The sequence below is a fragment of the Amycolatopsis xylanica genome (assembly GCF_900107045.1).
Taxonomy (GTDB): Bacteria; Actinomycetota; Actinomycetes; order Mycobacteriales; family Pseudonocardiaceae; genus Amycolatopsis; species Amycolatopsis xylanica.
Map to the genome: position 1 here is coordinate 1 of NZ_FNON01000003.1, position 23,053 is coordinate 23,053.

26 protein-coding genes and 1 pseudogene are annotated in these 23,053 nt (G+C 68.4%); 6 read left to right on the top strand and 21 right to left on the bottom strand.

Annotation, left to right across the window (positions count from 1 at the left end; all coding sequences use genetic code 11):
- Nucleotides 1-129: 129 nt before the first annotated feature.
- Nucleotides 130-501, bottom strand: a complete 372-nt coding sequence (locus BLV57_RS13735; protein ID WP_091289141.1) for a four-helix bundle copper-binding protein — start codon at nucleotides 499-501, stop codon at nucleotides 130-132.
- Between the two features lie 100 nt (nucleotides 502-601).
- Entirely contained in the window at nucleotides 602-1,543 is a 942-nt protein-coding gene (locus tag BLV57_RS13740; RefSeq protein WP_091289142.1) for a GlxA family transcriptional regulator, read from the bottom strand.
- A gap of 120 nt (nucleotides 1,544-1,663) precedes the next feature.
- Here BLV57_RS13740 and BLV57_RS13745 point away from each other — a divergent pair, with 120 nt between their 5' ends.
- Entirely contained in the window at nucleotides 1,664-2,281 is a 618-nt protein-coding gene (locus tag BLV57_RS13745) for a DJ-1/PfpI family protein (RefSeq protein ID WP_091289143.1), read from the top strand.
- Here BLV57_RS13745 and BLV57_RS13750 read toward each other — a convergent pair.
- On the bottom strand, nucleotides 2,265-3,539 hold the full coding sequence (locus BLV57_RS13750; protein WP_091289144.1) for a helix-turn-helix domain-containing protein: 1,275 nt from the start codon (nucleotides 3,537-3,539) through the stop codon (nucleotides 2,265-2,267). The two genes, BLV57_RS13745 and BLV57_RS13750, sit on opposite strands and share 17 nt — an antisense overlap.
- A 72-nt stretch (nucleotides 3,540-3,611) precedes the next feature.
- Here BLV57_RS13750 and BLV57_RS13755 point away from each other — a divergent pair, with 72 nt between their 5' ends.
- Nucleotides 3,612-3,794 carry a hypothetical protein gene (locus BLV57_RS13755; protein ID WP_091289145.1) on the top strand — a complete coding sequence of 61 codons (183 nt, stop codon included), beginning with the start codon at nucleotides 3,612-3,614 and terminating at the stop codon, nucleotides 3,792-3,794.
- A gap of 44 nt (nucleotides 3,795-3,838) precedes the next feature.
- Here the strand turns inward: BLV57_RS13755 and BLV57_RS13760 are convergent, their stop codons facing one another.
- Genes BLV57_RS13760 through BLV57_RS13775 form a run of 4 tightly spaced genes read right to left on the bottom strand, consistent with a single transcriptional unit; the run spans nucleotide 3,839 to nucleotide 8,016 of the window.
- Nucleotides 3,839-4,609, bottom strand: coding sequence for a 3-oxoacyl-ACP reductase (locus BLV57_RS13760; protein WP_091289146.1), 771 nt, complete (start codon nucleotides 4,607-4,609; stop codon nucleotides 3,839-3,841).
- Nucleotides 4,610-4,614: 5 nt separating this feature from the next.
- A complete protein-coding gene (locus BLV57_RS13765) occupies nucleotides 4,615-5,979 on the bottom strand; it encodes an aldehyde dehydrogenase family protein (RefSeq protein WP_091289147.1) in 1,365 nt (454 codons plus the stop codon).
- Nucleotides 5,976-6,689, bottom strand: a complete 714-nt coding sequence (locus BLV57_RS13770) for a gamma-glutamyl-gamma-aminobutyrate hydrolase family protein (protein ID WP_091289148.1) — start codon at nucleotides 6,687-6,689, stop codon at nucleotides 5,976-5,978. Before BLV57_RS13770 ends, BLV57_RS13765 begins: the two co-directional genes overlap by 4 nt.
- On the bottom strand, nucleotides 6,670-8,016 hold the full coding sequence (locus tag BLV57_RS13775; protein WP_091290315.1) for a glutamine synthetase family protein: 1,347 nt from the start codon (nucleotides 8,014-8,016) through the stop codon (nucleotides 6,670-6,672). The genes BLV57_RS13770 and BLV57_RS13775 overlap by 20 nt, the downstream gene beginning before the upstream one ends.
- A gap of 156 nt (nucleotides 8,017-8,172) precedes the next feature.
- On the opposite strand from BLV57_RS13775, the gene BLV57_RS13780 reads away from it, so the two are divergent.
- The 3 genes from BLV57_RS13780 (at nucleotide 8,173) to BLV57_RS13790 (ending at nucleotide 10,151) form a co-directional block, all read left to right on the top strand.
- Nucleotides 8,173-8,988 (top strand): amidohydrolase family protein, encoded by an 816-nt coding sequence (locus BLV57_RS13780; RefSeq protein WP_245757311.1) that lies wholly within the window; start codon nucleotides 8,173-8,175, stop codon nucleotides 8,986-8,988.
- Between the two features lie 78 nt (nucleotides 8,989-9,066).
- Nucleotides 9,067-9,582 (top strand): YflT domain-containing protein, encoded by a 516-nt coding sequence (locus BLV57_RS13785; protein ID WP_091289149.1) that lies wholly within the window; start codon nucleotides 9,067-9,069, stop codon nucleotides 9,580-9,582.
- Between the two features lie 116 nt (nucleotides 9,583-9,698).
- Complete coding sequence (locus tag BLV57_RS13790; RefSeq protein WP_091289150.1) at nucleotides 9,699-10,151, top strand: hypothetical protein; 453 nt, start codon at nucleotides 9,699-9,701, stop codon at nucleotides 10,149-10,151.
- Here the strand turns inward: BLV57_RS13790 and BLV57_RS13795 are convergent.
- The 14 genes and pseudogenes from BLV57_RS13795 to rsmD form a co-directional block, all read right to left on the bottom strand.
- Entirely contained in the window at nucleotides 10,148-11,095 is a 948-nt protein-coding gene (locus BLV57_RS13795; protein WP_091289151.1) for an alpha/beta fold hydrolase, read from the bottom strand. The genes BLV57_RS13790 and BLV57_RS13795 overlap by 4 nt on opposite strands.
- 96 nt (nucleotides 11,096-11,191) lie before the next feature.
- Nucleotides 11,192-12,430, bottom strand: coding sequence for a DUF1700 domain-containing protein (locus BLV57_RS13800; RefSeq protein ID WP_143047055.1), 1,239 nt, complete (start codon nucleotides 12,428-12,430; stop codon nucleotides 11,192-11,194).
- The gene (locus BLV57_RS13805) at nucleotides 12,427-12,750 is read right to left on the bottom strand and encodes a PadR family transcriptional regulator (protein ID WP_091289152.1); all 324 of its coding nucleotides are present in this window, start codon (nucleotides 12,748-12,750) and stop codon (nucleotides 12,427-12,429) included. Before BLV57_RS13805 ends, BLV57_RS13800 begins: the two co-directional genes overlap by 4 nt.
- A gap of 230 nt (nucleotides 12,751-12,980) precedes the next feature.
- Nucleotides 12,981-13,838, bottom strand: a complete 858-nt coding sequence (gene mutM, locus BLV57_RS13810) for a bifunctional DNA-formamidopyrimidine glycosylase/DNA-(apurinic or apyrimidinic site) lyase (RefSeq protein ID WP_091289153.1) — start codon at nucleotides 13,836-13,838, stop codon at nucleotides 12,981-12,983.
- Between the two features lie 15 nt (nucleotides 13,839-13,853).
- The gene (locus BLV57_RS13815; protein WP_091289154.1) at nucleotides 13,854-15,227 is read right to left on the bottom strand and encodes a polysaccharide lyase 6 family protein; all 1,374 of its coding nucleotides are present in this window, start codon (nucleotides 15,225-15,227) and stop codon (nucleotides 13,854-13,856) included.
- A gap of 71 nt (nucleotides 15,228-15,298) precedes the next feature.
- Nucleotides 15,299-16,051, bottom strand: coding sequence for a ribonuclease III (gene rnc / locus BLV57_RS13820; RefSeq protein WP_091289155.1), 753 nt, complete (start codon nucleotides 16,049-16,051; stop codon nucleotides 15,299-15,301).
- Between the two features lie 13 nt (nucleotides 16,052-16,064).
- Complete coding sequence (gene rpmF / locus BLV57_RS13825) at nucleotides 16,065-16,247, bottom strand: 50S ribosomal protein L32 (RefSeq protein WP_091289156.1); 183 nt, start codon at nucleotides 16,245-16,247, stop codon at nucleotides 16,065-16,067.
- 75 nt (nucleotides 16,248-16,322) lie between these two features.
- Complete coding sequence (locus BLV57_RS13830) at nucleotides 16,323-16,922, bottom strand: YceD family protein (RefSeq protein ID WP_091289157.1); 600 nt, start codon at nucleotides 16,920-16,922, stop codon at nucleotides 16,323-16,325.
- 24 nt (nucleotides 16,923-16,946) lie between these two features.
- Nucleotides 16,947-17,678, bottom strand: coding sequence for an SPFH domain-containing protein (locus BLV57_RS13835; protein ID WP_091289158.1), 732 nt, complete (start codon nucleotides 17,676-17,678; stop codon nucleotides 16,947-16,949).
- A gap of 104 nt (nucleotides 17,679-17,782) precedes the next feature.
- A complete protein-coding gene (locus BLV57_RS13840) occupies nucleotides 17,783-18,469 on the bottom strand; it encodes a hypothetical protein (protein WP_091289159.1) in 687 nt (228 codons plus the stop codon).
- Complete coding sequence (locus BLV57_RS13845) at nucleotides 18,466-18,984, bottom strand: RNA polymerase sigma factor (RefSeq protein ID WP_091289160.1); 519 nt, start codon at nucleotides 18,982-18,984, stop codon at nucleotides 18,466-18,468. The genes BLV57_RS13840 and BLV57_RS13845 overlap by 4 nt, the downstream gene beginning before the upstream one ends.
- Nucleotides 18,985-19,050: 66 nt before the next feature.
- Nucleotides 19,051-19,485: pseudogene (locus BLV57_RS13850) on the bottom strand (guanyl-specific ribonuclease); the annotation flags it as partial.
- Between the two features lie 173 nt (nucleotides 19,486-19,658).
- Nucleotides 19,659-20,144 (bottom strand): pantetheine-phosphate adenylyltransferase, encoded by a 486-nt coding sequence (gene coaD / locus BLV57_RS13855; RefSeq protein WP_091289162.1) that lies wholly within the window; start codon nucleotides 20,142-20,144, stop codon nucleotides 19,659-19,661.
- 51 nt (nucleotides 20,145-20,195) lie between these two features.
- Complete coding sequence (rsmD, locus tag BLV57_RS13860; RefSeq protein ID WP_176968611.1) at nucleotides 20,196-20,759, bottom strand: 16S rRNA (guanine(966)-N(2))-methyltransferase RsmD; 564 nt, start codon at nucleotides 20,757-20,759, stop codon at nucleotides 20,196-20,198.
- Nucleotides 20,760-20,884: 125 nt separating this feature from the next.
- Here rsmD and BLV57_RS13865 point away from each other — a divergent pair, with 125 nt between their 5' ends.
- On the top strand, nucleotides 20,885-23,002 hold the full coding sequence (locus BLV57_RS13865) for a HelD family protein (protein ID WP_091289163.1): 2,118 nt from the start codon (nucleotides 20,885-20,887) through the stop codon (nucleotides 23,000-23,002).
- The last annotated feature ends 51 nt before the right edge of the window (nucleotides 23,003-23,053 follow it).

Sequence of the window (23,053 nt, forward strand, 5' to 3'; positions counted from 1 at the left end):
CCTCGACAGATCAGTACGCTATCAACCACTGACCAGCCAGAAACTGTCCGGAAAGTCCTGACACACATCTGTCTGCGAGGTCCTGAAACAGGACAGCCGGTTCTAACCGGCCGGAACACTCACGACTACTCAGGCGTCCATCATCATCTCGGCGGTGATGGTGCCGCAGAGGTCGGCGCAGCGCATCATCATCGAGGCCGCTTCGTGCATCTCGTGGTCATCGGTCTTCATGCACTCGTCGGCGCACATCCGCATCATCTGCGCGGCGAGGCCGCACATCTTGGCGCACATGCGCATCATCTCGAGGTCGGCCTTCATGGACGAGCAGCGCATCATCATGTCCGCGCACATGCGGGACATGTCGGCGCACGAGACCATCATCATGCCCATCCTGGCCATGCCCATTTCCATGCAGCTGGACATCATCTGCTCGCACATCTCATGGCACTGGTTGCACATATCGATGCATTCCTGCATGGCCGAGCTCATCTGACGGGTCACCGCGAAACCTCCTGGTCATCGGGGCCGGGGCGGCCGCCGCAGACCAAGATCTACCGTCAAGTGACCCACGCCACAATCCCAGCCACTGGGACGAGTGAATTCAGCCTTGACCGCGGAAGGCCGCCCGGTACGCGTGCGGGCTGGTGCCGACGACGCTGCGGAAGCGCTCGCGGAACGCGGTCGGCGAGCCGAAGCCGACGCGGACGGCGATGCGGTCGACCGCCTGGTCCGTGGATTCCAGCAGGAACTGCGCCTGCCGGACCCTGGCGCGGTGCAGCCAGCGCAGCGGCGTGGTCCCGGTCTGCTCGCGGAACCGCCGGTTGAGCGACCGCGTGCTCATGCCCGCGTGCGCGGCGATCTCGTCGAGGGTGAGCTCGCGCGCGAGGTTGTCCTCCATCCAGCGCAGGGTCGGCTCGAAGGCCGAGCCACGCGGCGACGGCGGCAGGTCGTGGACGATGAACTGGGCCTGACCGCCGTCGCGCTCGAGTGGCACGACGGACAGCCGCGCGGCGTCCGCGGCGACCGCGGACCCGTGGTCGCGCCGGATCAGATGCAGGCACATGTCCAGCCCGGCCGCCGCGCCGGCCGAGGTGATGAACTGTCCATTGTCGACATAGAGGACGTCCGGATCCACCGTGATCTCCGGATGGCGCTCGGCGAGCGCGGCGGCGGCCGCCCAGTGCGTCGTCGCGCGCAGTCCGTCGAGCAGCCCGGTCGCGGCGAAAACGAAGGCGCCCGAACAGATCGACGCGACGCGCGTGCCGTTCGCGGCCGCCGCGCGCAGTGCGCCGATGACCTCGCCGGGCACCGGCCCGGCCGGATCGGTGCCCGGCAGGATGATCGTGTCCGCCTCGGCCAGCGCCTCCAGTCCCCACTGGGGCCGGAGTTCGAAACCGGCACTCGCGACGGTCCCGCCGCCGCAGACACGCACCCGGTACGCCGGACGCTCCCCGGGCAGCCGGGTGCGCCCGAACACCTCGATCGGGGTGGCCAGATCGAAGGCCACCACGTTGTCCAGCGCGAGCACCGCCACGGTGTGCATGAGCAGGAAGCTACCCGATTCGAGGCGTTGGCGAGAATCCGTCGCAGGCTGGCAATCCAGCCACTGCCCGAGCGTCGATCAGCTGGCTAGCGTCGGTGTCACCGACGGAAAGGACCCCAGATGCTCGCCCAGTTCGTCTTGTTCAACGGCTTCGACCCGCTCGACGTCATCGCGCCGTACGAAGTGCTCTACGCCGGCGGCATGGAGGCTGAATTCGTCTCCGCCGAAGGAGCCCGCGAAGTACCCAGCGCGTTCGGCGCCCTCTCGCTCACCGCCGTCGGCCGGATCGACCCGCGGCGCGCGGACATCGTCGTGGTGCCCGGGGCGGCGGGGGAACTCTCCGGCGAGAACAGCATCCCGGTCATCCTCGGCCGCGCGGTGGACACCGAACTTCCCTTGCTGCTCAAGGAATCCCTCGATCAGCCGGACACACTCGTGGCCACGGTCTGCGGCGGCTCGATGATCCTCGCGATGGCGGGTCTCCTCGGCGGACGCCCCGCGACGACCAACCACCTGGGCTTGGACACGCTCGCGTCGGCCGGTGTCCGCGCGATCGACGCGCGCGTGGTCGACGACGGCGACCTCGTCACGGCCGCGGGCGTCACCTCCGGCCTCGATCTAGGCCTTTACCTGCTGGAACGCGAACTCGGCGCCCAAGTGGCGCTGGCTGTCGAGAAGCTGTTCTCGCACGAGCGTCGCGGCACTGTCTGGCGCGAGGAGGTCATGCCCCGAAGCTGACGGTGCTCGCCAGCGCGGGCGGCCGCTGTACCCGCCCCGACGGGAGCACCAGCTGCCGCAGCGGCCCGCCCAACGGCACTGGCGGCAGGCCGGAAGCGAGCAGCAGATGCTCGACGATCTGCTCGGACAGCCACGCGACCGTGTCGTTGATCTTGTGGCGGTTCACCGTGTCCCCGTCGACGACGTCCGCGTCGTCGATGCGGACGTCGATGCGGGACGGCAGCCCGGCGACGATGCGTTCGCGGATCTCGTCGTTCTCGCGGATGGCGATGTCCGAGTCCGGCAGGAGCACGTCGCGGTAGACGCGCACCGCGTGCTCGCGCATCCGGGGGCCGTAGGTCACACAGATCGGCAGATAGCCCTCGGTATGCACCCGCAGGCCTTGGCGGAACATGGTCGGTGGCACGGCTTTGACGAACCGCGGCGAGACGTCGGCCAGCTCGCGTCCCACCCACTCCAGGCGTTCCTCCAGCGAATCCGGCATGCCGAAGTAGCGGAAGTCGACGTTGCCGAAGCCGAGCGCGTCCGCGATCAGCGAGCCCATCAGGTAGCCGTAACCCCACACCGGGGCGAAGACGATCATCGGCGGCGCGTCGACCACCGGCAGCGAGGTCGACGGCGGGTGCGTCGATTCCTGTTCCGCCACCTGGATGATCAGCCGCGGCGGGTCCGCCCAGTCGTGCACCATCAGCCGCCGCCAGTACAACCCGAGCGGGCGCCACAGGTGACCGAGCACGTCGCGCTCGATCAGGTCGCGCGCCTCCTCGCCGGACAGCGGGAGGTCCGGTGGCGGCACCACGCCGACATAGTGGTGCAGGGTGAGCGGGACGTCCTCGCCGCGGTTCGCCGTGCGCATGCGCAGTTCCCAGTCGATGCGCGACGCCGACAGCTCGTTGATCACCTGGCTCATCGAGCTCGACGAGACCAGCGAATCGGCCCGGCGCAGGAAGCGTCCGGCCTCCTCGATCCCGTCACGCAACGACTTCGTCGCCTGCGCGAGGTGAATGCTCGAAGTCAGCGAGTCGGGCAGCACACCTGCCGCCTGCAACAGCTCGGCCTCGCCGAGACCGGTGACCTTCGCCAGCGCGGTCCAGTGGTCGAAAATCGTCACCTTGGGCGCGTGGCGGTGCTCGATCCAGCTGCGCAGCGTGGACGTCGGCACGCCGACCTGCCGCGCGGCCTCGTCGAGAGAAAGGCCGCGCGCCTTGAGCCCGGCGCGCACCGTTTCGGCCCAGCGCGCCGCCTGCCACTGGGTCATATGCAGGAAACTAACGAAAACCGCTAGCTTCCGGCAGGCCCAACACGCTGAACCAGGGCCGAACCTGGTCCCATGACCATCACGACGCCCCTTTTGCTGCTCGTCGGCACCCTCGGGTTCGCCGCGGGCGCGCTCATCAGCGCCCAGATCGCCACCTGGTCGCTGAAGGCACGCGAAGCCAAGCTCACGGCCGACCGAAAGCGCCTCAACGCGCTACGTCACGCCGGCAATCTCGCACCCCCGAGACTGCAATAAAGCGGGCTTTATCCCGGCCCGGGATAAAGCCCGCTTTATCCCGCTCAGTCGATGGGCGTGACGTACGCGCCCGCGATGCCGCCGTCGACCAGGAACTGCGACGCCGTGATGAACGAGGCGTCGTCGCTGGCCAGGAACGCGACGGCAGCCGCGATCTCCGACGGCTCGGCGAACCGGCCGAGCGGCACGTGCACCAGGCGGCGGGCCGCGCGCTCCGGGTCCTTCGCGAAAAGCTCCTGCAGCAGCGGGGTGTTCACCGGTCCCGGGCACAGCGCGTTGACGCGGATGCCCTTGCGCGCGAACTCGACGCCCAGCTCACGGCTCATGGCGAGCACGCCGCCCTTGGACGCGCTGTACGAGATCTGCGACGTGGCCGCGCCCATCACCGCGACGAACGAGGCCGTGTTGATGATCGAGCCCTTGCCCTGCTCCAGCATGTGCGGCAGGACGTACTTGCAGCACAGGTACACCGAGGTCAGGTTGACCTGCTGGACCCGCTGCCAGGCCTCGATGCCGGTGGTGAGGATCGAGTCGTCGTCGGGCGGCGAGATGCCGGCGTTGTTGAACGCGACGTCGACCGAGCCGTAGGTGTCGACCGTGGTCTGGAACAGGGCCTTGACCTGCTCCTCGTCGGTCACGTCCACCTGCACGAACAGGCCGCCGACCTCGTCGGCCGCCGCCTTGCCCGCGTCGGCCGACACGTCCGCGATGACGACCTTCGCGCCCTCGGAAGCGAGCCTGCGGGCGGACGCGAGCCCGATCCCGCTGCCGCCGCCGGTGATCACCGCGACCCGGCCTTCGAAACGCTGCACCATTGTTCTCAGTCCTCCGTGCTCAGGAATACGTTCTTGGTCTCGGTGAAGGCGTCGACGGCGTCCGGGCCGAGCTCGCGGCCGAGCCCGGACTGCTTGAATCCGCCGAACGGGGTCCAGTAGCGCACCGAAGAGTGCGAGTTGACCGACAGGTTGCCGGACTCGACGCCCCGCGCCACGCGCAGCGCCCGGCCGACGTCCCGGGTCCAGATCGACCCGGACAGGCCGTAATCGGTGTGGTTGGCCATGGTCACCGCGTCGGTCTCGTCACCGAACGGGACGACCGCGACCACTGGCCCGAAGATCTCGTCGGCCGCCAGCGGATCCTGCAGGGTGCCCGGTGTCACGACGGTCGGCGGGAACCAGTAGCCGGGGCCTTCCGGCGCGCTGCCGCGGAACGCGACCGGCGACGCGTCGGTGATGTAGGACGACACCTTCGCCTTGTGCGCGGCCGAAATCAGCGGGCCCATCTCGGTCTTCTCGGAACCAGGGTCACCGACGACCACGCCACGCACGGCCGGTTCGAGCAGTTCCATGAAGCGGTCGTACACGCTGGCCTGCACCAGGATCAGCGAGCGCGCGCAGCAGTCCTGGCCGGCGTTGTCGAACACTCCGTACGGCGCGGTCGCGGCGGCCTTCTCCAGGTCGGAGTCGGCGAAGATGATGTTGGCGTTCTTGCCGCCCAGTTCCAGCGTCACGCGCTTCACCTGCGCGGCGCAGCCCGCCATGATCTGCTTGCCGACCTCGGTCGAGCCGGTGAACACCACCTTGCGCACCGCCGGGTGCTCCACGAAGCGTTGCCCCACCACGGATCCCTTGCCGGGCAGCACCTGGAAGACGTCCTCGGGGATGCCGGCCTCGCGGGCCAGCTCCGCCAGCCGGAGCGCGGTCAGCGGCGTGACCTCGGCCGGCTTGAGCACCACGGTGTTGCCCGCGGCAAGCGCGGGCGCGAAGCCCCAGCCCGCGATCGGCATCGGGAAGTTCCACGGCACGATCACGCCGACCACGCCCAGCGGCTCCTGGAACGTGATGTTCACCCCGCCTGGCACCGGGATCTGCTTGCCGTTCAAGCGTTCCGGCGCGGCCGAGTAGTAGTTCAGCACGTCGCGGACGTTCCCGGCCTCCCAGCGCGCATTGCCGATGGTGTGCCCGGAGTTGGTGACTTCGAGCTGAGCCAGGTTCTCGATATCGGCGTCGACGGCGTCGGCGAACCGGCGCAGCAGCCGCGCGCGGTCACCGGGTGAGACGGCCTTCCACGCCGGATAAGCGGCCTGCGCGCGGGCGATGGCCGCGTCGGTCTCTTCGAGCGTGGTCAGCGCGACCGACCGCACCACCTGCTCGGTGGCTGGGTTGATCACGTCGAACGTGGTCATGCTTTCTCCTTCGCCGCGGCCACGAGAGCCTCGAAAAGCCTTACGTCGTCGATGTTCTGCTCGGGATGCCATTGGACGCCGAGCACGAAGTCCTCGCCGGGCAGCTCGGCCGCCTCGACCGTGCCATCTTCGGCCCAGCCGACGGGCACGAGGCCGTCGCCGAGCCGGTCGATCGCCTGATGGTGGTAGCAGTGGACCTTGGTGTCGGCGCCGAGGATGACCGCCGCGCGGCTGCCGTCCTTGAGCCTGATCTTGCTGTCCCCGAATGTGCCGGGCGCGGGCTGGTGCTCGGTGCTGCCGGTCGCGTCCGGGATGTGCTGGGTGAGCGTGCCACCCAGCGCGACGCTCAAAACCTGCAGGCCCCGGCACACACCCAGCACCGGGAGCTTGCGCTTCAAGGCCTCGTCGAGCAGCCCGAACTCGAACGCGTCCCGGTTCGGCCTCGTGTAGGTCGTCGCGTGCGGCTCCTGGTCGTACCGCTCCGGCCCGACGTCCGCGCCGCCGACGAGCACCAGACCGTCCACAGCGGACACCAGCGACCCGTACTCGTCGCTGACCGGCGGCAGCAGCACGGGCACTCCCCCGGCCGCGACCACGCAGTCCACGTAAACCCGGTGCAGCAGCGCGGCCTCGGTCTCCCACACCAGGAAGCGGGCGGGCTCGATATAGGTGGTGAGCCCGATCAGCGGCTTAGAGCCGTTCGAAGCCACGGATCCGCTCCCAATCGGTGACGGCCGCGTCGAAGGCGGCGAGTTCGACGCGCGCGGCGTTCAGGTAGTGGTCGACCACGTGGTCGCCGAAAGCCGTCCTGGCCAGCTTGCTCTCGCCGAACAGCGCCGCCGCCTCGCGCAGTGTCGACGGCACGGTCGGCTTGTCCGAGGCGTAGGCGTTGCCGGTGAACTCCGGCTCCAGCGGCAGCTCGTTCTCGATGCCGTGCAGCCCGGACGCGATCAGCGCGGCCACGGCCAGGTACGGGTTGACGTCGCCGCCCGGCACCCGGTTCTCGGTGCGCAGCGACTCGCCGTGGCCGACCACGCGCAGCGCGCAGGTGCGGTTGTCGGTGCCCCACGCGACCGCGGTCGGCGCGAAGCTGCCCGGCACGAACCGCTTGTAGGAGTTGATGTTCGGCGCGAGGAAGTAGGTCAGCTCACGCAGCCCGGCGAGCTGACCGGCGAGGAAGTGCTCCATCAGCTTGGAGAACCCGCCCGGCCCGTCGCCGGCGAGCACGGCCTCGCCCTCGGTCGAGCGCAGGCTGATGTGGATGTGGCACGAGTTGCCCTCGCGCTCGTTGTACTTCGCCATGAAGGTGAGCGCCTTGCCCTCCTGCGCGGCGATCTCCTTGGCGCCGTTCTTGTAGATGCCGTGGTTGTCGCAGGTGGCGAGCGCGTCGGTGTAGCGGAAGGCGATCTCGTGCTGGCCGGGGTTGCACTCGCCCTTGGCCGACTCGACGTACAGCCCGGCGCCGGTCATCTCGTTGCGGATGCGGCGCAGCAGCGGCTCGATCCGCGCGGTGCCGAGCATCGAGTAGTCCACGTTGTACTGATTGGACGGTCGCAGGTCGTGATAGCGCTTGTCCCACGCGGATTCGTAGGTGTCGTCGAAGACGATGAACTCCAGCTCGGTGCCGACGTACGCGCCCAGCCCGCGCTCGGCGAGCCTATCGAGCTGCTTGCGCAGGATCTGCCGCGGCGAGGCGGGGACGTCGCCGCCCTGCACCCATTCGAGATCGGCAAGCACCATCGCGGTGCCTTCTTGCCACGGCACCAGGCGCAAGGTGTTGAAGTCGGGGCGCATGACGAAGTCGCCGTAGCCGGTCTCCCACGACGACATCGCGTAGCCGCCGACGGTGTTCATGTCCACGTCGACGGCCAGCAGGTAGTTGCAGGCCTCGGTGGCATGCGAAACGACCTCGTTGAGGAAGTACTCGGCGGAGCAGCGTTTCCCCTGGAGCCTCCCCTGCATGTCGGTGATCGCGATGAGCACGGTGTCGACCGTCCCGTCGCCGACCAGCTCACGCAGCCGGTCCAAGCTGAGCATGCCCTTGCCAGCCATCCGAGCCTCCTTCTAAAGGATCGAACCAGATCCTTTGCCGGTACTTCCTACCTGACGGCCCGGGTCAGGGTCAACCACTCAATGGTCTTTTTATAGACCTTTTGGATGCGCGGCCGCCGGGCAGAGTCTAGGGTCGTCGCTGTGACTGCGGGCATTGTCGACGCGTGGATGCAGCACCCGAACGAGCGGTTCATGGCCGCGCCATGGCTGGAGTCGATCCTGCGCTGGACCGGCAGGCCGCGCGAGGTCCCCCAGGTCGCCGCGACCCTCGCCGCGATGGACGAGGCGCACGTCGGTTTCGGCCTGCTCTCGGCCTGGCACGGGCCGTCCGGCTCGCTGATCTCCAACGACGAGGTCGCCAGGCTGGTCGAGGCCCATCCCGACCGGTTCGCCGGCGTCGCGACCGTCGACCTGAACGACCCGATGGGCGCGGTCCGCGAGATCCGCCGCTGCGTGCGCAACCTGGGTTTCGTCGCGGTGCGCGTGGTCCCGTGGCTGTGGAACCTGCCGCCGGACGACCGGCGCTACTACCCGGTCTACGTCGCCTGCGTCGAGCAGGAGATCCCGTTCTGCACGCAGATCGGGCACACCGGCCCACTGCTGCCCTCGGAGCCCGGCCGTCCGATCCCGTACCTCGAGCGGGTGCTGCTCGACTTCCCCGAGCTGGTGGTCGTCGGCGGGCACGTCGGCTTCCCGTGGATGTCCGAAGTCCTTTCGCTGGCGATGAAGTTCCCGAACTTCCACATCGACACCTCGGCGTACGCGGTGCACCGGCTGCCCGCCGAACTGGTCGCCTACATGCGCGGCCACGGCCGCACGCGGGTGCTGTTCGGCAGCAACTACCCGATGCTCAGCCCGGCACGCTGCCTCAAGAACCTCGCCGACCTCCAGCTCGACGTGGAGGCCTCGGAGCTGTACCTCGGCGGCAACGCCCAGCGGATCTTCCGCGTTGGCTGAGAATTGCCTGTGGATCTCCGCGGCCAGGCACAAACCGGACCGGTGCCGCGTTGGACAGGGTAAGAGAGGTGAGATGAAATGACTTCCGCATTCACGCAGACCGCTTTCACGCAGCCGCAAGCGAACTCGCAGGCCCCGGCGATGCCGTCCGGGTGGCCGATCGCGTCCTACGACTCGTACGAAGCCGCCCAGCGTGCCGTCGACCATCTCGCGAGCGCCGACTTCCCGGTCACCGACGTGACCATCGTCGGAGTGCAGCCGCTGCTGGTCGAGCGGATCGCCGGCAAGCTGACCCTGAGCAAGGTGCTGAGCAGCGCCGCGATGTCCGGCGCGATCTTCGGCCTGTTCCTCGGCCTGATGCTGAGCCTGCTCAACCCCGGCGTCGGCCTGGTGTCGATCGGTATCGGCCTGGTCGCGGGTGTCGGCTTCAACCTGCTGTTCGGCGCGCTCGGGTACGCCGCCAACAAGAACAAGCGCGGCTACATCTCCCAGAGCCAGCTCGTGGCTCAACGCTATGACGTCCTTTCCCAGCCGCGCAGCGCGGAAAAGGGCCGAGACCTGCTGGCGAACATGGCGGCTCGCGCCGCGTTGTAAGCCCGGCTTGCCCGGAGGGCCTCGCCAGGATTGATCCTGGCGAGGCTTTTCGTTTGCCGCGGTAACGGAACACCCCGTCAGGCGATGGATAGGGCAATACGACATCTGGGGGAAACATGACGAATCCGACACCTGACGCTCCGGAGTTCCCGGCCGCGGAAGGCTACGTGTACGAGCAGCCCGCGGCGCCTATGGCCGCGCCACCCAAGCCGAAGAAGACCGGCCTGATCGTGCTGTCGGTGCTCGCCGTGCTGCTGCTCGGCGGCGCGGCGACGTTCGGCGTCCTCTACTTCAAGGAAAAGGACCACGCCAAGTCCCTTTCCCTGGAGCTGGACAGCACCAAGAAGGACCTCACCGCCTCGGCGTTGCGGGAGAACGCGGCGAAAGCGGACCTCTCCAAGGAGCAGGACCTGCGCAACAAGGCCGAAGAAGCGCAGAAGAAGGCGGAAAGCGCGAGCGTGTCGAACAAGGCGTGCCACGACGCCGCGAACAACCTGCGCGCCGCGGCCATCTCCCAGGATCAGAAGAAGGTCGAAGCCGCGCTCGAGAGCGTCTTCCTCAACTGCTAGGTGCCGCTGGAGACCATCGACTCGTCGATGAGCTCATGGGGTCTGCTGCCGGAGCGCAGCAGACCCCGCCAGCGGCTCGCGTCGTACCGCGCGGGCCTGGTCTCGGTGAGGAACTCGCGCAAGATCGCCAGGAAGCGCCGTGGATCGGCGCGGTGCGGGAAGTGGCCCGCGCCTTCGAAGATCTCCAGCCTGCTGCTCGGCATCGCCTGATGCGCGAGCACCGCGTGCGCGCTCGGCACGACGTGGTCCGTGGTGCCCCAGACGAGCATCGTGGGGATTCCCTCGGTGAGATAGCAGCGGTCGAGCATGTTCACCACCTGCCCGCGCCAGTCCACAACGGACCGCAGCGTCCGCAGGAACGCTTGCCGTGACGTGGATTCGACCAGGCGCATGTACTTCGCGAGCACATACTCGAGGTCGCTGCCGAGCCCGAAGTTCCGCAGGAGCCCACCGGCCCCGCGCAGCGCGGCACGCACCGGCGGAATACCGACCAGTGGAAGCAGGAGGCCGGCGCCGGGCGCCGCGGCGAGGCGCAGCAGCGGGTGGACGCCGGGGCCGATGCCGCCCGAACCGACCAGCACCAGCCGTTCCACCATTTCCGGGAACTGATAGGCGAACTGCATCGCGACACCGCCGCCGAGCGAATGCCCGACCACGGTCACCCGGTCGATGTCCAGCGTGGCCAGCAGGTCGCGCATGCCGCAGGCGTACGCGGCGACGGAATAGTCCGCGCGCGGCTTGGCCGAACCGCCGTGGCCGAGCAGATCCGGCGCGATCACGGTGAAGTCGCCGCTCAGCGCGGCCAGCATGTCCAGCCAGGTCGACGAGTCGTCGCCGATGCCGTGGATGAACAGGACGGCGGGCCCGCGACCGGCCAGCCGATACGCGCGCAGGTAGCCGTGCACCAGGCGGGTCCGCGGTTCGAAGCCGTCGACTGAGTGCACGAACCCAGCAGAGCAGGCTCAGGTTTCCTCGTTGTTTCGTCAGCCGAAAATGACCTGGGTGGGTGAGCCCCGACCGCTCACCCACCCAGGAGTCCGTCATTTCGTCGGCGTCGGGCTGGCAGGCGTCGGGATCGCGCTGGAACTCGGGCTCGGCGATGGCGTCGGCGTCGCGCTGGTGGTCGCGGGCGCCTTCGGGATCGCGACCGAGAACGGCACGCCGTAGACCTCACGGCACGCGTTCTTGTATCCGTTGTAGCCGTTGAAGTTCCCGTTGTTGTCGGTGATGCCCTGCTCGATCTTCGGGCGCGGGAACCGGTTGTCGGCGCCGATCTTCATCGGGTAGTTCGCCGACTTGTCGCAGCCCTGGCGCGAGAGCGTGATCGGCCTGCCGTCCTCGTCGTAGAGGTAGATCTCGTTGAGCGGCTTGCCCTCGGCGTCGAAGGCGTAGATGTTCTCGATCGACTGGTTGCCGTAATAGAGGCTGTCGGAGCCGTCGGAATTCCGGCTGCTGGCCGGGTACGTGTTGTAGCTCTGGTAGCGGTGGTCGACGGAGTCGAAGACGTAGCCGACGAACCCGAACGCGCCGCCGACCACGAACAGCGAGACCGGCAGCGTCAGCCACAGCCAGCGCTTGTCGGCCGTGACCTTCCGGCCACCCCACACGATCGCGACCGCGGCGACCACCAGCAGCGGCAGCGCGGCGATCCCGTCGTTGCCCCGCCGGACCAGCATCAGCCCGAACAGGATCAGCGCGGCCGCGCACACCAGCCACCAGGCGGGCGAGAGATTCCTGAAGTAGTTCAACACCTTCGGCAGGCCTTCCGGGTCCTGCTTCTTGAGGCTCGCGCGCAGCGAACGCACCTCGGGCAGTTCCGCGATCCCGGCGGTCCCCTTGGTCGTCAGGTACCAGACACCGAAGCCGAGCACCGGCAGGATGAGCACCAGCGAGACCAGCGCCTCGGCACGCAGGTTGTTCGCGACGGTGATGCCGACCAGCCCCAGCCCGGCGGACGCGGCGATCAGCCCCCACAGCGCGAGCCGCGGCATGATCCGCTTCGCCTGCTCCTTGATGACCACGGTCTTCGGCGCCTCGGTGGACGCGGCGGGCGGATAGTCACCGGCCACGCGCAGCTCGGCCGCGTAGTTCTCCGGCGTCCCGAGCCGCTCGATCATCTGCTCGACCCGCGCGCCCTGCCCGAGTTCGGCCTCGATCTCGAGCAGATGGGGCCGGACGTCCTCGAGGATCTCTTCGACTTCGGCGGAGGGCAGATCCGCCAGCGCGGTCCGCACCCGCGCCAGGTAGACCCGCACCGCGGTCGAATTCTGCGTGCTCATGCTGCCGCTCCCAACAGGCTGTTCATCGTCGACGCGAAGCTCTCCCACGTCTTGGCCGACTCGGTCAGTTTCAGCCGGCCTGGTTCGTTCAAGCTGTAGTACTTCCGGTGCGGCCCTTCCTCACTCGGCACGACATACGACGTGAGCAGGCCGGCCTTGTAGAGCCGTCTCAACGTTCCGTACACGGACGCGTCGCCCACTTCCTCCAGACCGCCGACCCGCAGCCGGCGGAGCACGTCGTAGCCATAACCGTCTTCCTCGCGAAGCACCGCGAGCACCGCGAGGTCGAGGACACCTTTGAGTAGCTGACTGATCTCCACCTGTCCTCCGTCCTACGCTTCAGACGGTACCACGCAATGCGCAGTACCGCGCACACCACTACGCCAAAGGCCCACGTGGGGTCGTGAGCGTTCCGGGCGGTTAGAACCGCCCGGAACGCTCACGAGCCGCTGGCCGTGCGTCGGTCCCGGCATCCCGGGGGCCGGTCCGCATGAGCGCCACTTTCGCAACGTTGAGCGTTGTGAAAGTGGCGCTCACAACGCGCGAACCGTTATCCCCGCGGGCGGGGTTGGCAGCGGGGGCAGGAGAAGGAGGAGCGGTTCATGAACGGGTCGCGCCGGATCGCGGTGCCGCAGCGACGGCACGGCAGGCCTTCTTGGCCGTAGGCGTCGAGTGAGCGGTCGAAGTAGCCGGACTGGCCATTCACGTTGACGTACAAGGCATCGAACGAAGTCCCGCCCTGCGCGAGCGCCTCGTTCATCACCTCGGTGGCGGCTTCGAGCAGCACTCGCGTCTTGGGCGCGGTGAGCTTGTCGGTCGGCCGGGCCCAGTGCAGCTTCGACCGCCACAACGCCTCGTCGGCGTAGATGTTGCCGACGCCGGACACGAGCGTCTGGTCGAGCAGCGCGCGCTTGACCTCGGTCCGCCGCGAACGCAAAGCGCGCACCGCGGCGTCGAGGCTGAACGCCGGGTCCATCGGATCACGCGCGATGTGCGCGATCGTGCTGGGCAGCGTGGCCCCGTCGACCTCGACGAGGTCCGCGAGCGCCAAGCCGCCGAACGTCCGCTGGTCGACGAAGCGCAGCTCGGGGCCGTCGTCGTCGAAGCGCAGCCGGACGCGCAGGTGCTTTTCGTCGGGGGTGCCTTCCTCCTGGACGAGCATCTGGCCGCTCATCCCGAGGTGCGCGAGCATGGCCTGCTCGTCGGACAGCTCCAGCCAGAGGTACTTGCCTCGCCTGCGGGCGGCGTCGATGCGGACCCCGGCGAGCCTGCCGGTGAAGTCCTCGGCTCCCTGCACGTGGCGCCGGATGGCGCGGGCGTGGAGCACTTCGACCTTGCTGATGGTCCGGCCGGTCACGTGGGCTTCGAGACCGGCGCGGACCACCTCTACCTCTGGAAGTTCAGGCACTCCTTGATTATCGGCCTAGGGAGCCAGCGGGCCGACGTCGGCCGTCGTCAGTGCCTTGCGGGCGCCGCCTGGCAGGAACTCGTCGGCGCCGATGTCGTACTTGCCCGCGCGGGCCTGGAGGTCGAAGTCCGTGGCCGCGTAGGGATAGCTGCCGACGCCCGCGTCGATCGCCGGGCTTCCCGGCGACAGGCGCCACAGGCCGTTGGCGTCCTTGACCAGCTTCGGATCCACGGACTTGTAGCCGTCGGACGGCATGCCCGCGGCGCCGCCCCAGGCGATGTTGCCCTCGTACTTCACGACTGAGCCGCTGGGCATCGAGACGAGGTTGCCGGAGGTACCGATCAGGATGTTGTTGGCCAGCACGCAGTCCTTGGGCTTGAAGGTGCCGCCGTCGCCGTGGATGACGTCCTTCTGGCCGATCACCGTGTTGTAGGCGACGACGTCGCGGTCGGGGCGGTCGTGTTCCTTGCTGGTGGGGCCGCTGTCGGCCTCGCTGCCGGAACCGAAGATGATCCCGCGGCCACCCGTGGTGTCGACGTAGTTGTTGATGATCTTGTGGTCGTTGCCGTGGAAGCGGATGCCGGAGTTGTCGAAGAGCATGTTGCCCTCGACGACGCTGCGGTCACCATGGCGGAGCACGATGAAGCCGCGGCTGTTGCGGATCGTGTTGTAGCGGATGATGTTGTCCGAGGACTTGACCGAGATCGCCTCGGAGTCGCCGTCCGCCTTCTCGAAGAGGTTGTATTCGAGGACCGCGTTGGCCGAGTACTTCTGGTAGCTGCTCAGGCCGAGGCGGATGGACTCGCCGCCGTTCGAGCCGCTGAACTGGTGATTGTAGAAGTAGTTGTGGTGCACGTGGACGCGCTTCGACATCGCGCCGGATGGCCCGAGGATCTGCAGGAACAACCCGGCCGCCGTGCGGTTCTGGAAGACGTTGTGGTCGATCTCGGTGTCGTCGGCGTTGGCCGTCAGCCAGTTGCCGTCCCCGCCGAGCTGGATGTCCAGCCGGGTCAGCCGGTTGTGCGTGGCGCCGGCCGGCACGCTGAAGTTGGCCTTGTGGCGGAGTTTGAAGCCCTGCAGCACCACCCAGGACGTGCCGCCGGAGAACGAGAACCCTGACGAGCCTTTGATTTCGGCCTTGCCGGTGTGCTGGGCCGCGATGGTGATCGGCGCGGCCGCCGTGCCGGACCGCTTGATCGTCAGCGGTGAGCTGGTGGTGTAGCTGCCGTCGGCCAGCAGTATCCGGTCACCGGGATTGGCTTTGTCCATGGCCGTTTGCAGCGCGCTGAGCGAGGAAACGACCTGATCCGCTTGCGCGGAAACGGACACCGAGACGGAAACCGTGAGAAGTAGTCCGGAAAGGACGGACACGAAGGACCATTTGTGCATCGCCGTTGAACCTCACCTTTGAGGGGAATGACGGCGGCAGCTCGTACGGTACTTATTCACGCACCGGACGGTCAACTGGTCTCTTCGTCGGCCTTCTTCTGCTCTTCGACCTCGGCGTGCAGCGTGCGCCAGGCCGTCTCGGCGGCCTTCTGCTCTGCTTCCTTCTTGGTCGTGCCCTCACCGCGGCCGTACTCACGCCCCGCGACGAACACGGTGGCGGTGAACTCCTTGCGGTGATCGGGGCCGGTGTCCTCGACCTTGTACTCGGGCACGCCGAGTCCGGCCTGCGCGGTGAGCTCCTGCAGGCTGGTCTTCCAGTCGAGACCGGCGCCACGCAGCGGGGCCTCGGCCAGCAGGCCGTCGAACAGGTGGTGCACCAGCTTGCGGGCGGCGTCGATGCCGTGCTGCAGGTACGCGGCGCCGATGACGGCTTCGAGACCGTCGGCGAGGATGCTCGCCTTGTCCCGGCCACCGGTGAGCTCTTCGCCCTTGCCGAGCAGGAGATGCGCACCCAGGCCGCCTTCACCGAGGCCGCGTGCGACGCCGGCGAGGGCGTGCATGTTCACGACGCTGGCACGCAGCTTCGCGAGCTGGCCTTCCGGCAGCTCGGGATGGGTGTTGTAGAGATGGTCGGTCACGACCAGGCCCAGTACAGCGTCACCCAGGAACTCGAGGCGCTCGTTCGGCGGAAGCCCACCGTTCTCATAGGCATAAGAACGGTGGGTCAACGCCAAACCGAGCAACTCGGCATCAAAGGTGATGTCGAGGGCTTCGAGCAACGGAGCGGGATCCGAGGCCGGCTTGACCGGCGGTTTTCCCCCCATGATCGACTCAGCCTCAGGCGGGCTCGACGACCTGGCGACCGTTGTGCTGACCGCACGCCGGGCAAGCGATGTGCTGCAGCTTCGGCTGCTTGCAGGCGCGGTTGGAGCAAGGCACCAGCTGAACCGGGGCAGCCTTCCACTGGCTGCGGCGCGAGCGCGTGTTCGATCGCGACATCTTCCGCTTGGGGACGGCCACGAGTAGATCTCCTTATGACGGTCTGCCCGCACCTCGCGAGCGAACTTTGCTTCTCCGGATCGAGCTGGACGCTCGTCAGGCTTGCTTGCCGGGGGCGTCATCACCGTCGAAGCGCTCGACAAGTGCGGCCCACCGAGGATCTATCTTCTCATGCCCGTGTCCGGGCTCGAGATCGGCCCACTTGACACCGCAGCCGGAGCAGAGACCCTGGCAGTTTTCCTCGCACAGGGGCACCAGCGGCAGCGCCAGCACGAGCGCGTCGCACACCAGCGGCTCGAGCTCGATCCGGTCGTCGACCAGGCGATAGATCTCGTCCTCTTCCGTGGTCTCCTCGGTGGTGGAGCCCGGATAGGCGAAGAGTTCGGTGAGCTCGACCTCGACGTCCTCGGTGATCGGGTCGAGGCAGCGCGAGCAGCTGCCGGTGGCGGTGACCGAGGCGGTGCCGGTGACCAGCACGCCCTCGACCACGGACTCGAGCAGCAGGTCGAGGTCGATCTCGGTGCCCTGGGGCACGACGATGACGTCCTTCACGCCCAAGGTCTCCTCGAGCGGGACCTTGCGCTGGACGGGACGGCTCAGCCCGGCGTGGCGGGCGAGTTCACGGGTGTCGACGACCCACGGGCTGCGCAGATCGACGCGCGCGGGGCGCGCGGGCGGGAGCTTGTCTTCAGGCATGAGGGTTCTAGTTTACGCGAGCCTTCACGGCTGGAAGTCGTACAGGGTGCTGCTGCGGCCGACGCCGCCCGCGAGGCCCGTCGGGGCGCGCAGGTGGTTGCGCCCGGAGTCGACGGTGCGCAGCGTGGTGGCCAGCAGCTCGGAGAACTCGGCGAGCTTGCCGTCGACGTAGGCGTCGCAGTCGGCGCGCTGCTTGTCGGCCTCCGCGTGCGCCTCGTCGACGATGCGGGCCGACTCGGCGTGCGCGGCCTGGACGACCTCGGTCTGCGAGACCAGGCGGGCCTGCTCGCCCCGGCCCTCGTCGATGGCGCGGTCGTACGCGTCACGCCCGGCCTGGATCATCCGCTCGGACTCGGCGCGCGAGCGGTCGGTGAGGTTCTGGAACTCGGCCTGCCCGGCGGCGACCATGCGCTCGGCCTCGGCGTGCGCGTCGGCCATCATCTGCTCGGCACGGGCCTGCGCCTCGGCGAGGATGCGCTCGGCGTGCGCCTGCGCCTCCCCGACCGTGCGATCGGCCTCGGCGTTGGCCTCGGTGACCGTCTTGTCGGCTTCGGAGCGCGCGGTGTGGATCAGCTGATCCCGCTTGTCGAGCACGTCCTGCGCGTCGTCGACCTCCGCCGGCAGCGCGTCGCGGACGTCGTCGAGCAGTTCGAGCACGTCACCGCGCGGCACCACGCAGCTGGAGGTCATCGGCACCCCGCGCGCCTCTTCGACGATCGTGACCAACTCGTCGAGCGCCTCGAAAACCCGGTACACGGCAACTCCCTCTGCAGCAATCCCCGATATCGCTGCACCCAGTCTGCCGCTTAACACGCCCGAACCGGTGAAAGCGCGCCGGGCCGGGCGTGTCCGAGCGGCTACTAGTAGTCGAAGGACGGATCGGTGGCGATCCTGATCACCTGCTCGTAGGTCATCGGGACCCCCTCACCCGCTGGCGGGAGGAAGGCGACGGAGATCTCGACCTGTGTGCCGTCGAGCCGGTAGTGGCGGGCTTCGAGCGTGCTCGGCTTGACCGCGCCGGTCGCTCCGTCGACGAACCGGCCCGACTGGCTGATGTGCACCTCGGACCCGTCCGGTTGCGGGAAGTTGGTGCAGCCGGCCGGGCAAGGCACCGGCTCACGGCCACCCGGCAGGATCGGACGGCCGACGTTCCCCTCGATGCGCGCGGGGCGGCCATTCAGGTCGTAGCGGAACCTCAGCATGGCGATCGCCATTTCCGGCGTGGTGACCTCGACGATGTTCTTCGCGTCCGGCTGCACTGCCTTCAGCAATGCGGGCAGGTGCTCGCGGAGCAACGTCAAGGGCATCTCCACGGGCGGCACCGAGACCGTGGTCACCGGGTCCGCGGCGGGCTGGACGACGCCACTCGGCACGACTGTCGTGGCCACGATCGCGACGACCGCCGCGAGGGTTCCCAAGCCGGAAGCAGCGACGAGCCGTTTGCGTTGCCGTGCGGCGGCTTTCGTGGCCACCGCCTCGGTGTCGAAGCCCAGTGGGGGCTCGGTGAAGGACAGGGCCCGCAGGTCCTGTTCGAGCTGTTCGGTCATTTGCTTCCCTCCGCGGCGGGTTCACGCCGTTCGACGGCCGCGCGGAGGATTTCGAGCCCCCGCGCGGTCTGGCTCTTGACCGTCCCTTCCGAACAACGCAGCGTCGCGGCGACGTCGGCTATCGACAGGTCGGCGCAGTACCGCAGCACGATGGCGGCGCGTTGTTTCGGCGGAACCTCGGCGAGGGCGTGCAGTAACAGGTCGGAGATCCCGAGACGGGTGGGATCGGCGTGCGCGTCGGGCCGGTCGGGCACGTGCCCGCTCCGGTTCTCCTTGCGCCGCCACGGCCGTCGCTGCTCGTCGAGCCAGCAGCGCAGCAGTACCTGCCTGGCGTAGTTGTCGGCGGGCCCTGTCCGGGAGACCTTCGGCCAGACCCGGTAGAGCTTCATGAGGGCGCTTTGGACCAGATCCTCGGCGAGATGCCAGTCACCGCAGAACAGGTAGGCGGTCCGTCTCAGCGTGAGCGCCTTCCGCGCGGCGAACTCCCGGAAGCTCGCGTCGTCCCCAGGTTTCATCCGTGTGCCCTCCTCGGCCGTGTTCCAGCATTACTCACGGACGAGGAGGGCCACGGGGTTGCGTCAGACGGTGATGACCTTGAACGAGGCGTAGTGGTCGCCGGTGTAGAAGTACTCGCCGCCGTCGCCGGTGATGATGCGGCGGGCGCCGCGGGTCGACGAGCCGGGCGTGATGACCGTGTACTCGTGGTAGTAGCTCGACGCGCAGGCCGGGAGGATCTTCTCGCGGTTCTGGAAGACCACGCCGTCGTTCTTCGGGTACGGGAACGGGCCGTTGGTCTGGATCAGCTTGTAGGTGTCGGTCGCCTCCTTGGGAAGGCTCGACAGTGCGGCACGGGTGAAGCCCGCGAGGTCGCCGCAGGCGTTCTGCTCGATGCTGACGGGCTCGATGCTGACGGGCTCGTTGCTGATGGGCGAGGCCTCGGCCGTGGCGGTGACGACGCCGAAGAAGGCGACGAAGGCCAGCAGGAAGGCGGCGAAACGCGATCGGTGGTTGGTCATTTTCGGACCGTAACCCGATCGGGTGATCAGGGCTGGTCGAGCAGGTTAACTCCGCGAACCCTGTCGGAAATCCCTACGACCGTCGCACGCCGTTCGGCGCAGAACTGGGAAAATTCCCACTTACCCCCGCGGGGGTCGTGAGTGTTCCGACCGGTTAGAACCGGCCGTACCACTCACGAGTCTTTTTCGCGCAGGCGCTTGGTGAGGCGCTCGAACACGACCGGGGGCACCAGGTGCTCGATGTCGCCGCCGTACGTCGCGACCTCTTTCACGAGCGAGCTGGAGACGAAGCCGTACGCGGGGTTGTTCGGCATGAGCAGCGTCTCGACCTTGGACAGCTCGTGGTTCATCTGGGCCATCTGGAGCTCGTAGTCGAAGTCGCTGACCGAGCGCAGGCCCTTGGTGATGGCCACGATGTCGTTGGCGCGGCAGTAGTCGACGGTCAGGCCCTGCCACGAGTCGACGCGCACGTTGGGCAGGCCCGCCGTGGTCTCGCGGAGCATGTCCAGCCGTTCTTCGACGGTGAACAGGCCCTTCTTGTTCTTGTTGATCCCGACCAGCACGACGATCTCGTCGAAGAGCTTGGCGGACCGCTCGATGATGTCGAGGTGCCCGTTCGTGGCCGGGTCGTAGCTGCCCGGGCAGACTGCGCGACGCATGGCGCGACGCTACCGTGAAGCGGTGGCCGTCGCCCTCTCGTGACGAGAGCGTCACACAGCTTTCGTCACGTATTCGGCCCAGTGCAACGCGGTGTCGCCGTAGCGCTTGACCCGCATGGGCTCGAACGACAGCGGCCAGTCGGGGTCACCGTCACGAGTGGCACGTTCGATGATCACCAGCGCGCCGTCGGTGACCCAGCCGCCGCCCGCCAGCGCCGACAGCACGGCGCCGAGCTGGGCCGCGTCGACCGCGTACGGGGGGTCGGCGATGACGACGTCGAACGCCATCGGGGCGGGCCCGGCGACCACGGCCTCGACCTGTCCAATGCGGACCGTTCCACCGAGATTTAGCTCACCGACATTCCCGCGAAGAACTTCGCCGGCCTTGCGGTCCGCCTCGACGAACCAGGCGTCGGCGGCGCCGCGTGAGAGTGCCTCCAGGCCGAGCGCGCCGGAGCCCGCGTAGAGGTCGAGCACGCGGGATCCGTCCAGCTCACCTGCGACTTCGAGTGCGTTGAACAACGCCTCACGCACGCGCTCCGACGTCGGCCTGGTCCCCTTCGGGGGGACTTTGAGCCGCCTGCCGCCCGCCTTCCCGGCCACGATCCTGGTCACCCCGTCATACTCGCAAACCGCGTCCGCCATGTGGTGTTCGACAGGACTTGCTGACCCTCCGGCGCGCAACGCGTAGTGTTGTTCTTCGCCCTCGAAGGCGATAGCAGCGGTATTAGGAGCAATGCGTGTCCGAACCTCGGGTCAGACGGGCCGAGATCGCCATCGAGCAATCCCACGTGGACCGGGTCTACACCCGGCTCGCGGAGCTGCGCGAGCAGGCGGAAGCCATGCGCAACAAGGGATACGAGATAGGCCATGGCGCTCAGCGCGAGGCCGTGTTCGAGCAGGCGTCGATGCTCTTCGAGCGCGACATGATGGTCTTCCACGCCAACCAGACCCTGCAGACGCTCGACGCCGAGTACGAGGGCCTGGTCTTCGGCAGGCTCGACCATCTGGCGTCCGAGACGATCTACGTCGGCCGTCTCGGGATCAGGGACGCCGACTTCGACAACCTCGTCACCGACTGGCGCGCGCCCGCGGCCGCCGCGTTCTACCAGGCGACCGCCGAGGAGCCGATGGACGTCGTGCGGCGCCGGGTGATCCGGTGCTCCGGGCAGAACGTGCTCGACGTGGACGACGACGTGCTGATCGCCGACGCGGTGCCGGACGACATGCAGATCGTCGGCGAGGGCGCGCTGATGGCCGCGCTCGGCCGCTCGCGCGGCGAGAAGATGCGCGACATCGTCGCCACCATCCAGCGCGAGCAGGACGAGGTCATCCGCGCGCCGTGGCGCGGGGTCACCGAGATCACCGGCGGGCCGGGCACCGGCAAGACCGCGGTCGCGCTGCACCGCGCCGCCTACCTGCTCTACCGCCACCGCCGCCAGCTCGGCGGGGCGGGCGTGCTGGTTGTCGGGCCGTCCGGGGTGTTCACCAGCTACATCTCGCGCGTGCTCCCCTCGATGGGTGAAACGAACGTCGAGCTGCGCGCACTCGGCGAGGTGCTCGACGGGCTCGAAGCCGTCCGCCAGGACCCGGCGCCGCTCGCGGCTGTCAAGGGCTCGCTGCGGATGCGCAAGGTGCTGCTGCGCGCGCTGCGCGACACCCCGCCGGACGCGCCGAGGGAGATGCGGATCGTCTACCGCGGCGAGGTGCTCAAGCTCGACGCCAAGGAGCTGGAGAAGGTGCGCCGGAAGGTGCACACCGCGGGCGGGCCGCCGAACCGGTCACGCGTGCGCGCGGCCGAGATGCTGCTCGACGCGCTCGCCGCGAAGGCCGAGGAGCACGCGAAGGCCGACGGCAGGCAGCTCGACAAGGCCGAGCTGATCCACGACCTGGGTGAGCGGATCGAGTTCCACCGGTTCCTGGTCGTCTGGTGGCCGATCCTCTACCCGGCGCAGGTCCTCAAGTGGCTCGCGGACGAGAAGCGGCTGGCCTCGGCCGCGAAGGGCGTGCTGAACCGCGAGGAGATCACCATGCTCGCGACCTCGATGGCCGACCGCTCGCGCGGCTGGACCGTCGCGGACGTGGCGATGCTCGACGAGCTGCGCGTGCTCATCGGCCCGGAGCCCAAGCGCAAGCGCAGGCACCACGACCCGGTCGAGTTCACCCCGGAGCGGTCCGGCGCGACCACCCACCGCCCCGAGCACTACGACGAGTACTCCCACGTCGTCGTCGACGAGTCGCAGGACCTGTCGCCGATGCAGTGGCGCATGATCGGCCGCCGCGGCAAGTACGCGAGCTGGACGGTCGTCGGCGACCCGGTGCAGAGTTCGTGGCCGGACCCCGAAGAGGCCGCGCAGGCCCGTGACCAGGCGTTCGGCGTGCGCACCACCCGCCGCCGCTTCACGCTGCGCACCAACTACCGCAACTCGGCCGAGATCTTCGACCTCGCGGCGAAGGTCGTGCGCGGCCACGCCCAGGAGGACGAGCTGCCGATCGCGGTGCGGACCACCGGCCTGCTCCCGGACGTCCGCGCGGTCGAAGCGGCGAACCTGGAGACCGCCACGCAGTCGGCCACCAAGGAGCTGCTGGACTCGGTCGAGGGCACGGTAGGCGTGATCACCGCGATGGACCGCGTGCCCGAGGTCGAGGGCTGGTTCGCCGGCCAGACCGACGAGCGGCTCAAGGTCGTCGGCTCGCTCGACTCGAAGGGCCTCGAGTACGACGCGGTGGTCTTGGTCGAGCCGACCGAGTTGATCACGGAGTCGACCACCGGCCGCCGTGTCCTGTACGTGGCGCTGACCCGGGCGACCCAGCAACTCACGGTGCTGGCCTCGAACCCGGACTGGCTGCCCGCCTGACCCTGGCCCAAGACACCAGGCCCAAGACAAAAGCCACCCAGAACCTTCTGG

Excerpts from the sequence above, each read along its gene's own strand:
- BLV57_RS13790 (WP_091289150.1), top strand. The coding sequence starts at position 9,699 with ATGACGAATCCGACACCTGACGCTCCGGAGTTCCCGGCCGCGGAAGGC.
- BLV57_RS13840 (WP_091289159.1), bottom strand. The coding sequence starts at position 18,469 with ATGACCGAACAGCTCGAACAGGACCTGCGGGCCCTGTCCTTCACCGAG.
- coaD (WP_091289162.1), bottom strand. The coding sequence starts at position 20,144 with ATGCGTCGCGCAGTCTGCCCGGGCAGCTACGACCCGGCCACGAACGGG.
- BLV57_RS13775 (WP_091290315.1), bottom strand. The coding sequence starts at position 8,016 with ATGCTCAGCTTGGACCGGCTGCGTGAGCTGGTCGGCGACGGGACGGTC.
- rnc (WP_091289155.1), bottom strand. The coding sequence starts at position 16,051 with ATGGGGGGAAAACCGCCGGTCAAGCCGGCCTCGGATCCCGCTCCGTTG.
- BLV57_RS13800 (WP_143047055.1), bottom strand. The coding sequence starts at position 12,430 with ATGAGCACGCAGAATTCGACCGCGGTGCGGGTCTACCTGGCGCGGGTG.
- BLV57_RS13750 (WP_091289144.1), bottom strand. The coding sequence starts at position 3,539 with ATGACCCAGTGGCAGGCGGCGCGCTGGGCCGAAACGGTGCGCGCCGGG.
- BLV57_RS13785 (WP_091289149.1), top strand. The coding sequence starts at position 9,067 with ATGACTTCCGCATTCACGCAGACCGCTTTCACGCAGCCGCAAGCGAAC.
- BLV57_RS13815 (WP_091289154.1), bottom strand. The coding sequence starts at position 15,227 with ATGCACAAATGGTCCTTCGTGTCCGTCCTTTCCGGACTACTTCTCACG.
- BLV57_RS13830 (WP_091289157.1), bottom strand. The coding sequence starts at position 16,922 with ATGCCTGAAGACAAGCTCCCGCCCGCGCGCCCCGCGCGCGTCGATCTG.
- BLV57_RS13740 (WP_091289142.1), bottom strand. The coding sequence starts at position 1,543 with ATGCACACCGTGGCGGTGCTCGCGCTGGACAACGTGGTGGCCTTCGAT.
- BLV57_RS13745 (WP_091289143.1), top strand. The coding sequence starts at position 1,664 with ATGCTCGCCCAGTTCGTCTTGTTCAACGGCTTCGACCCGCTCGACGTC.
- BLV57_RS13755 (WP_091289145.1), top strand. The coding sequence starts at position 3,612 with ATGACCATCACGACGCCCCTTTTGCTGCTCGTCGGCACCCTCGGGTTC.
- BLV57_RS13765 (WP_091289147.1), bottom strand. The coding sequence starts at position 5,979 with ATGACCACGTTCGACGTGATCAACCCAGCCACCGAGCAGGTGGTGCGG.
- BLV57_RS13845 (WP_091289160.1), bottom strand. The coding sequence starts at position 18,984 with ATGAAACCTGGGGACGACGCGAGCTTCCGGGAGTTCGCCGCGCGGAAG.
- BLV57_RS13760 (WP_091289146.1), bottom strand. The coding sequence starts at position 4,609 with ATGGTGCAGCGTTTCGAAGGCCGGGTCGCGGTGATCACCGGCGGCGGC.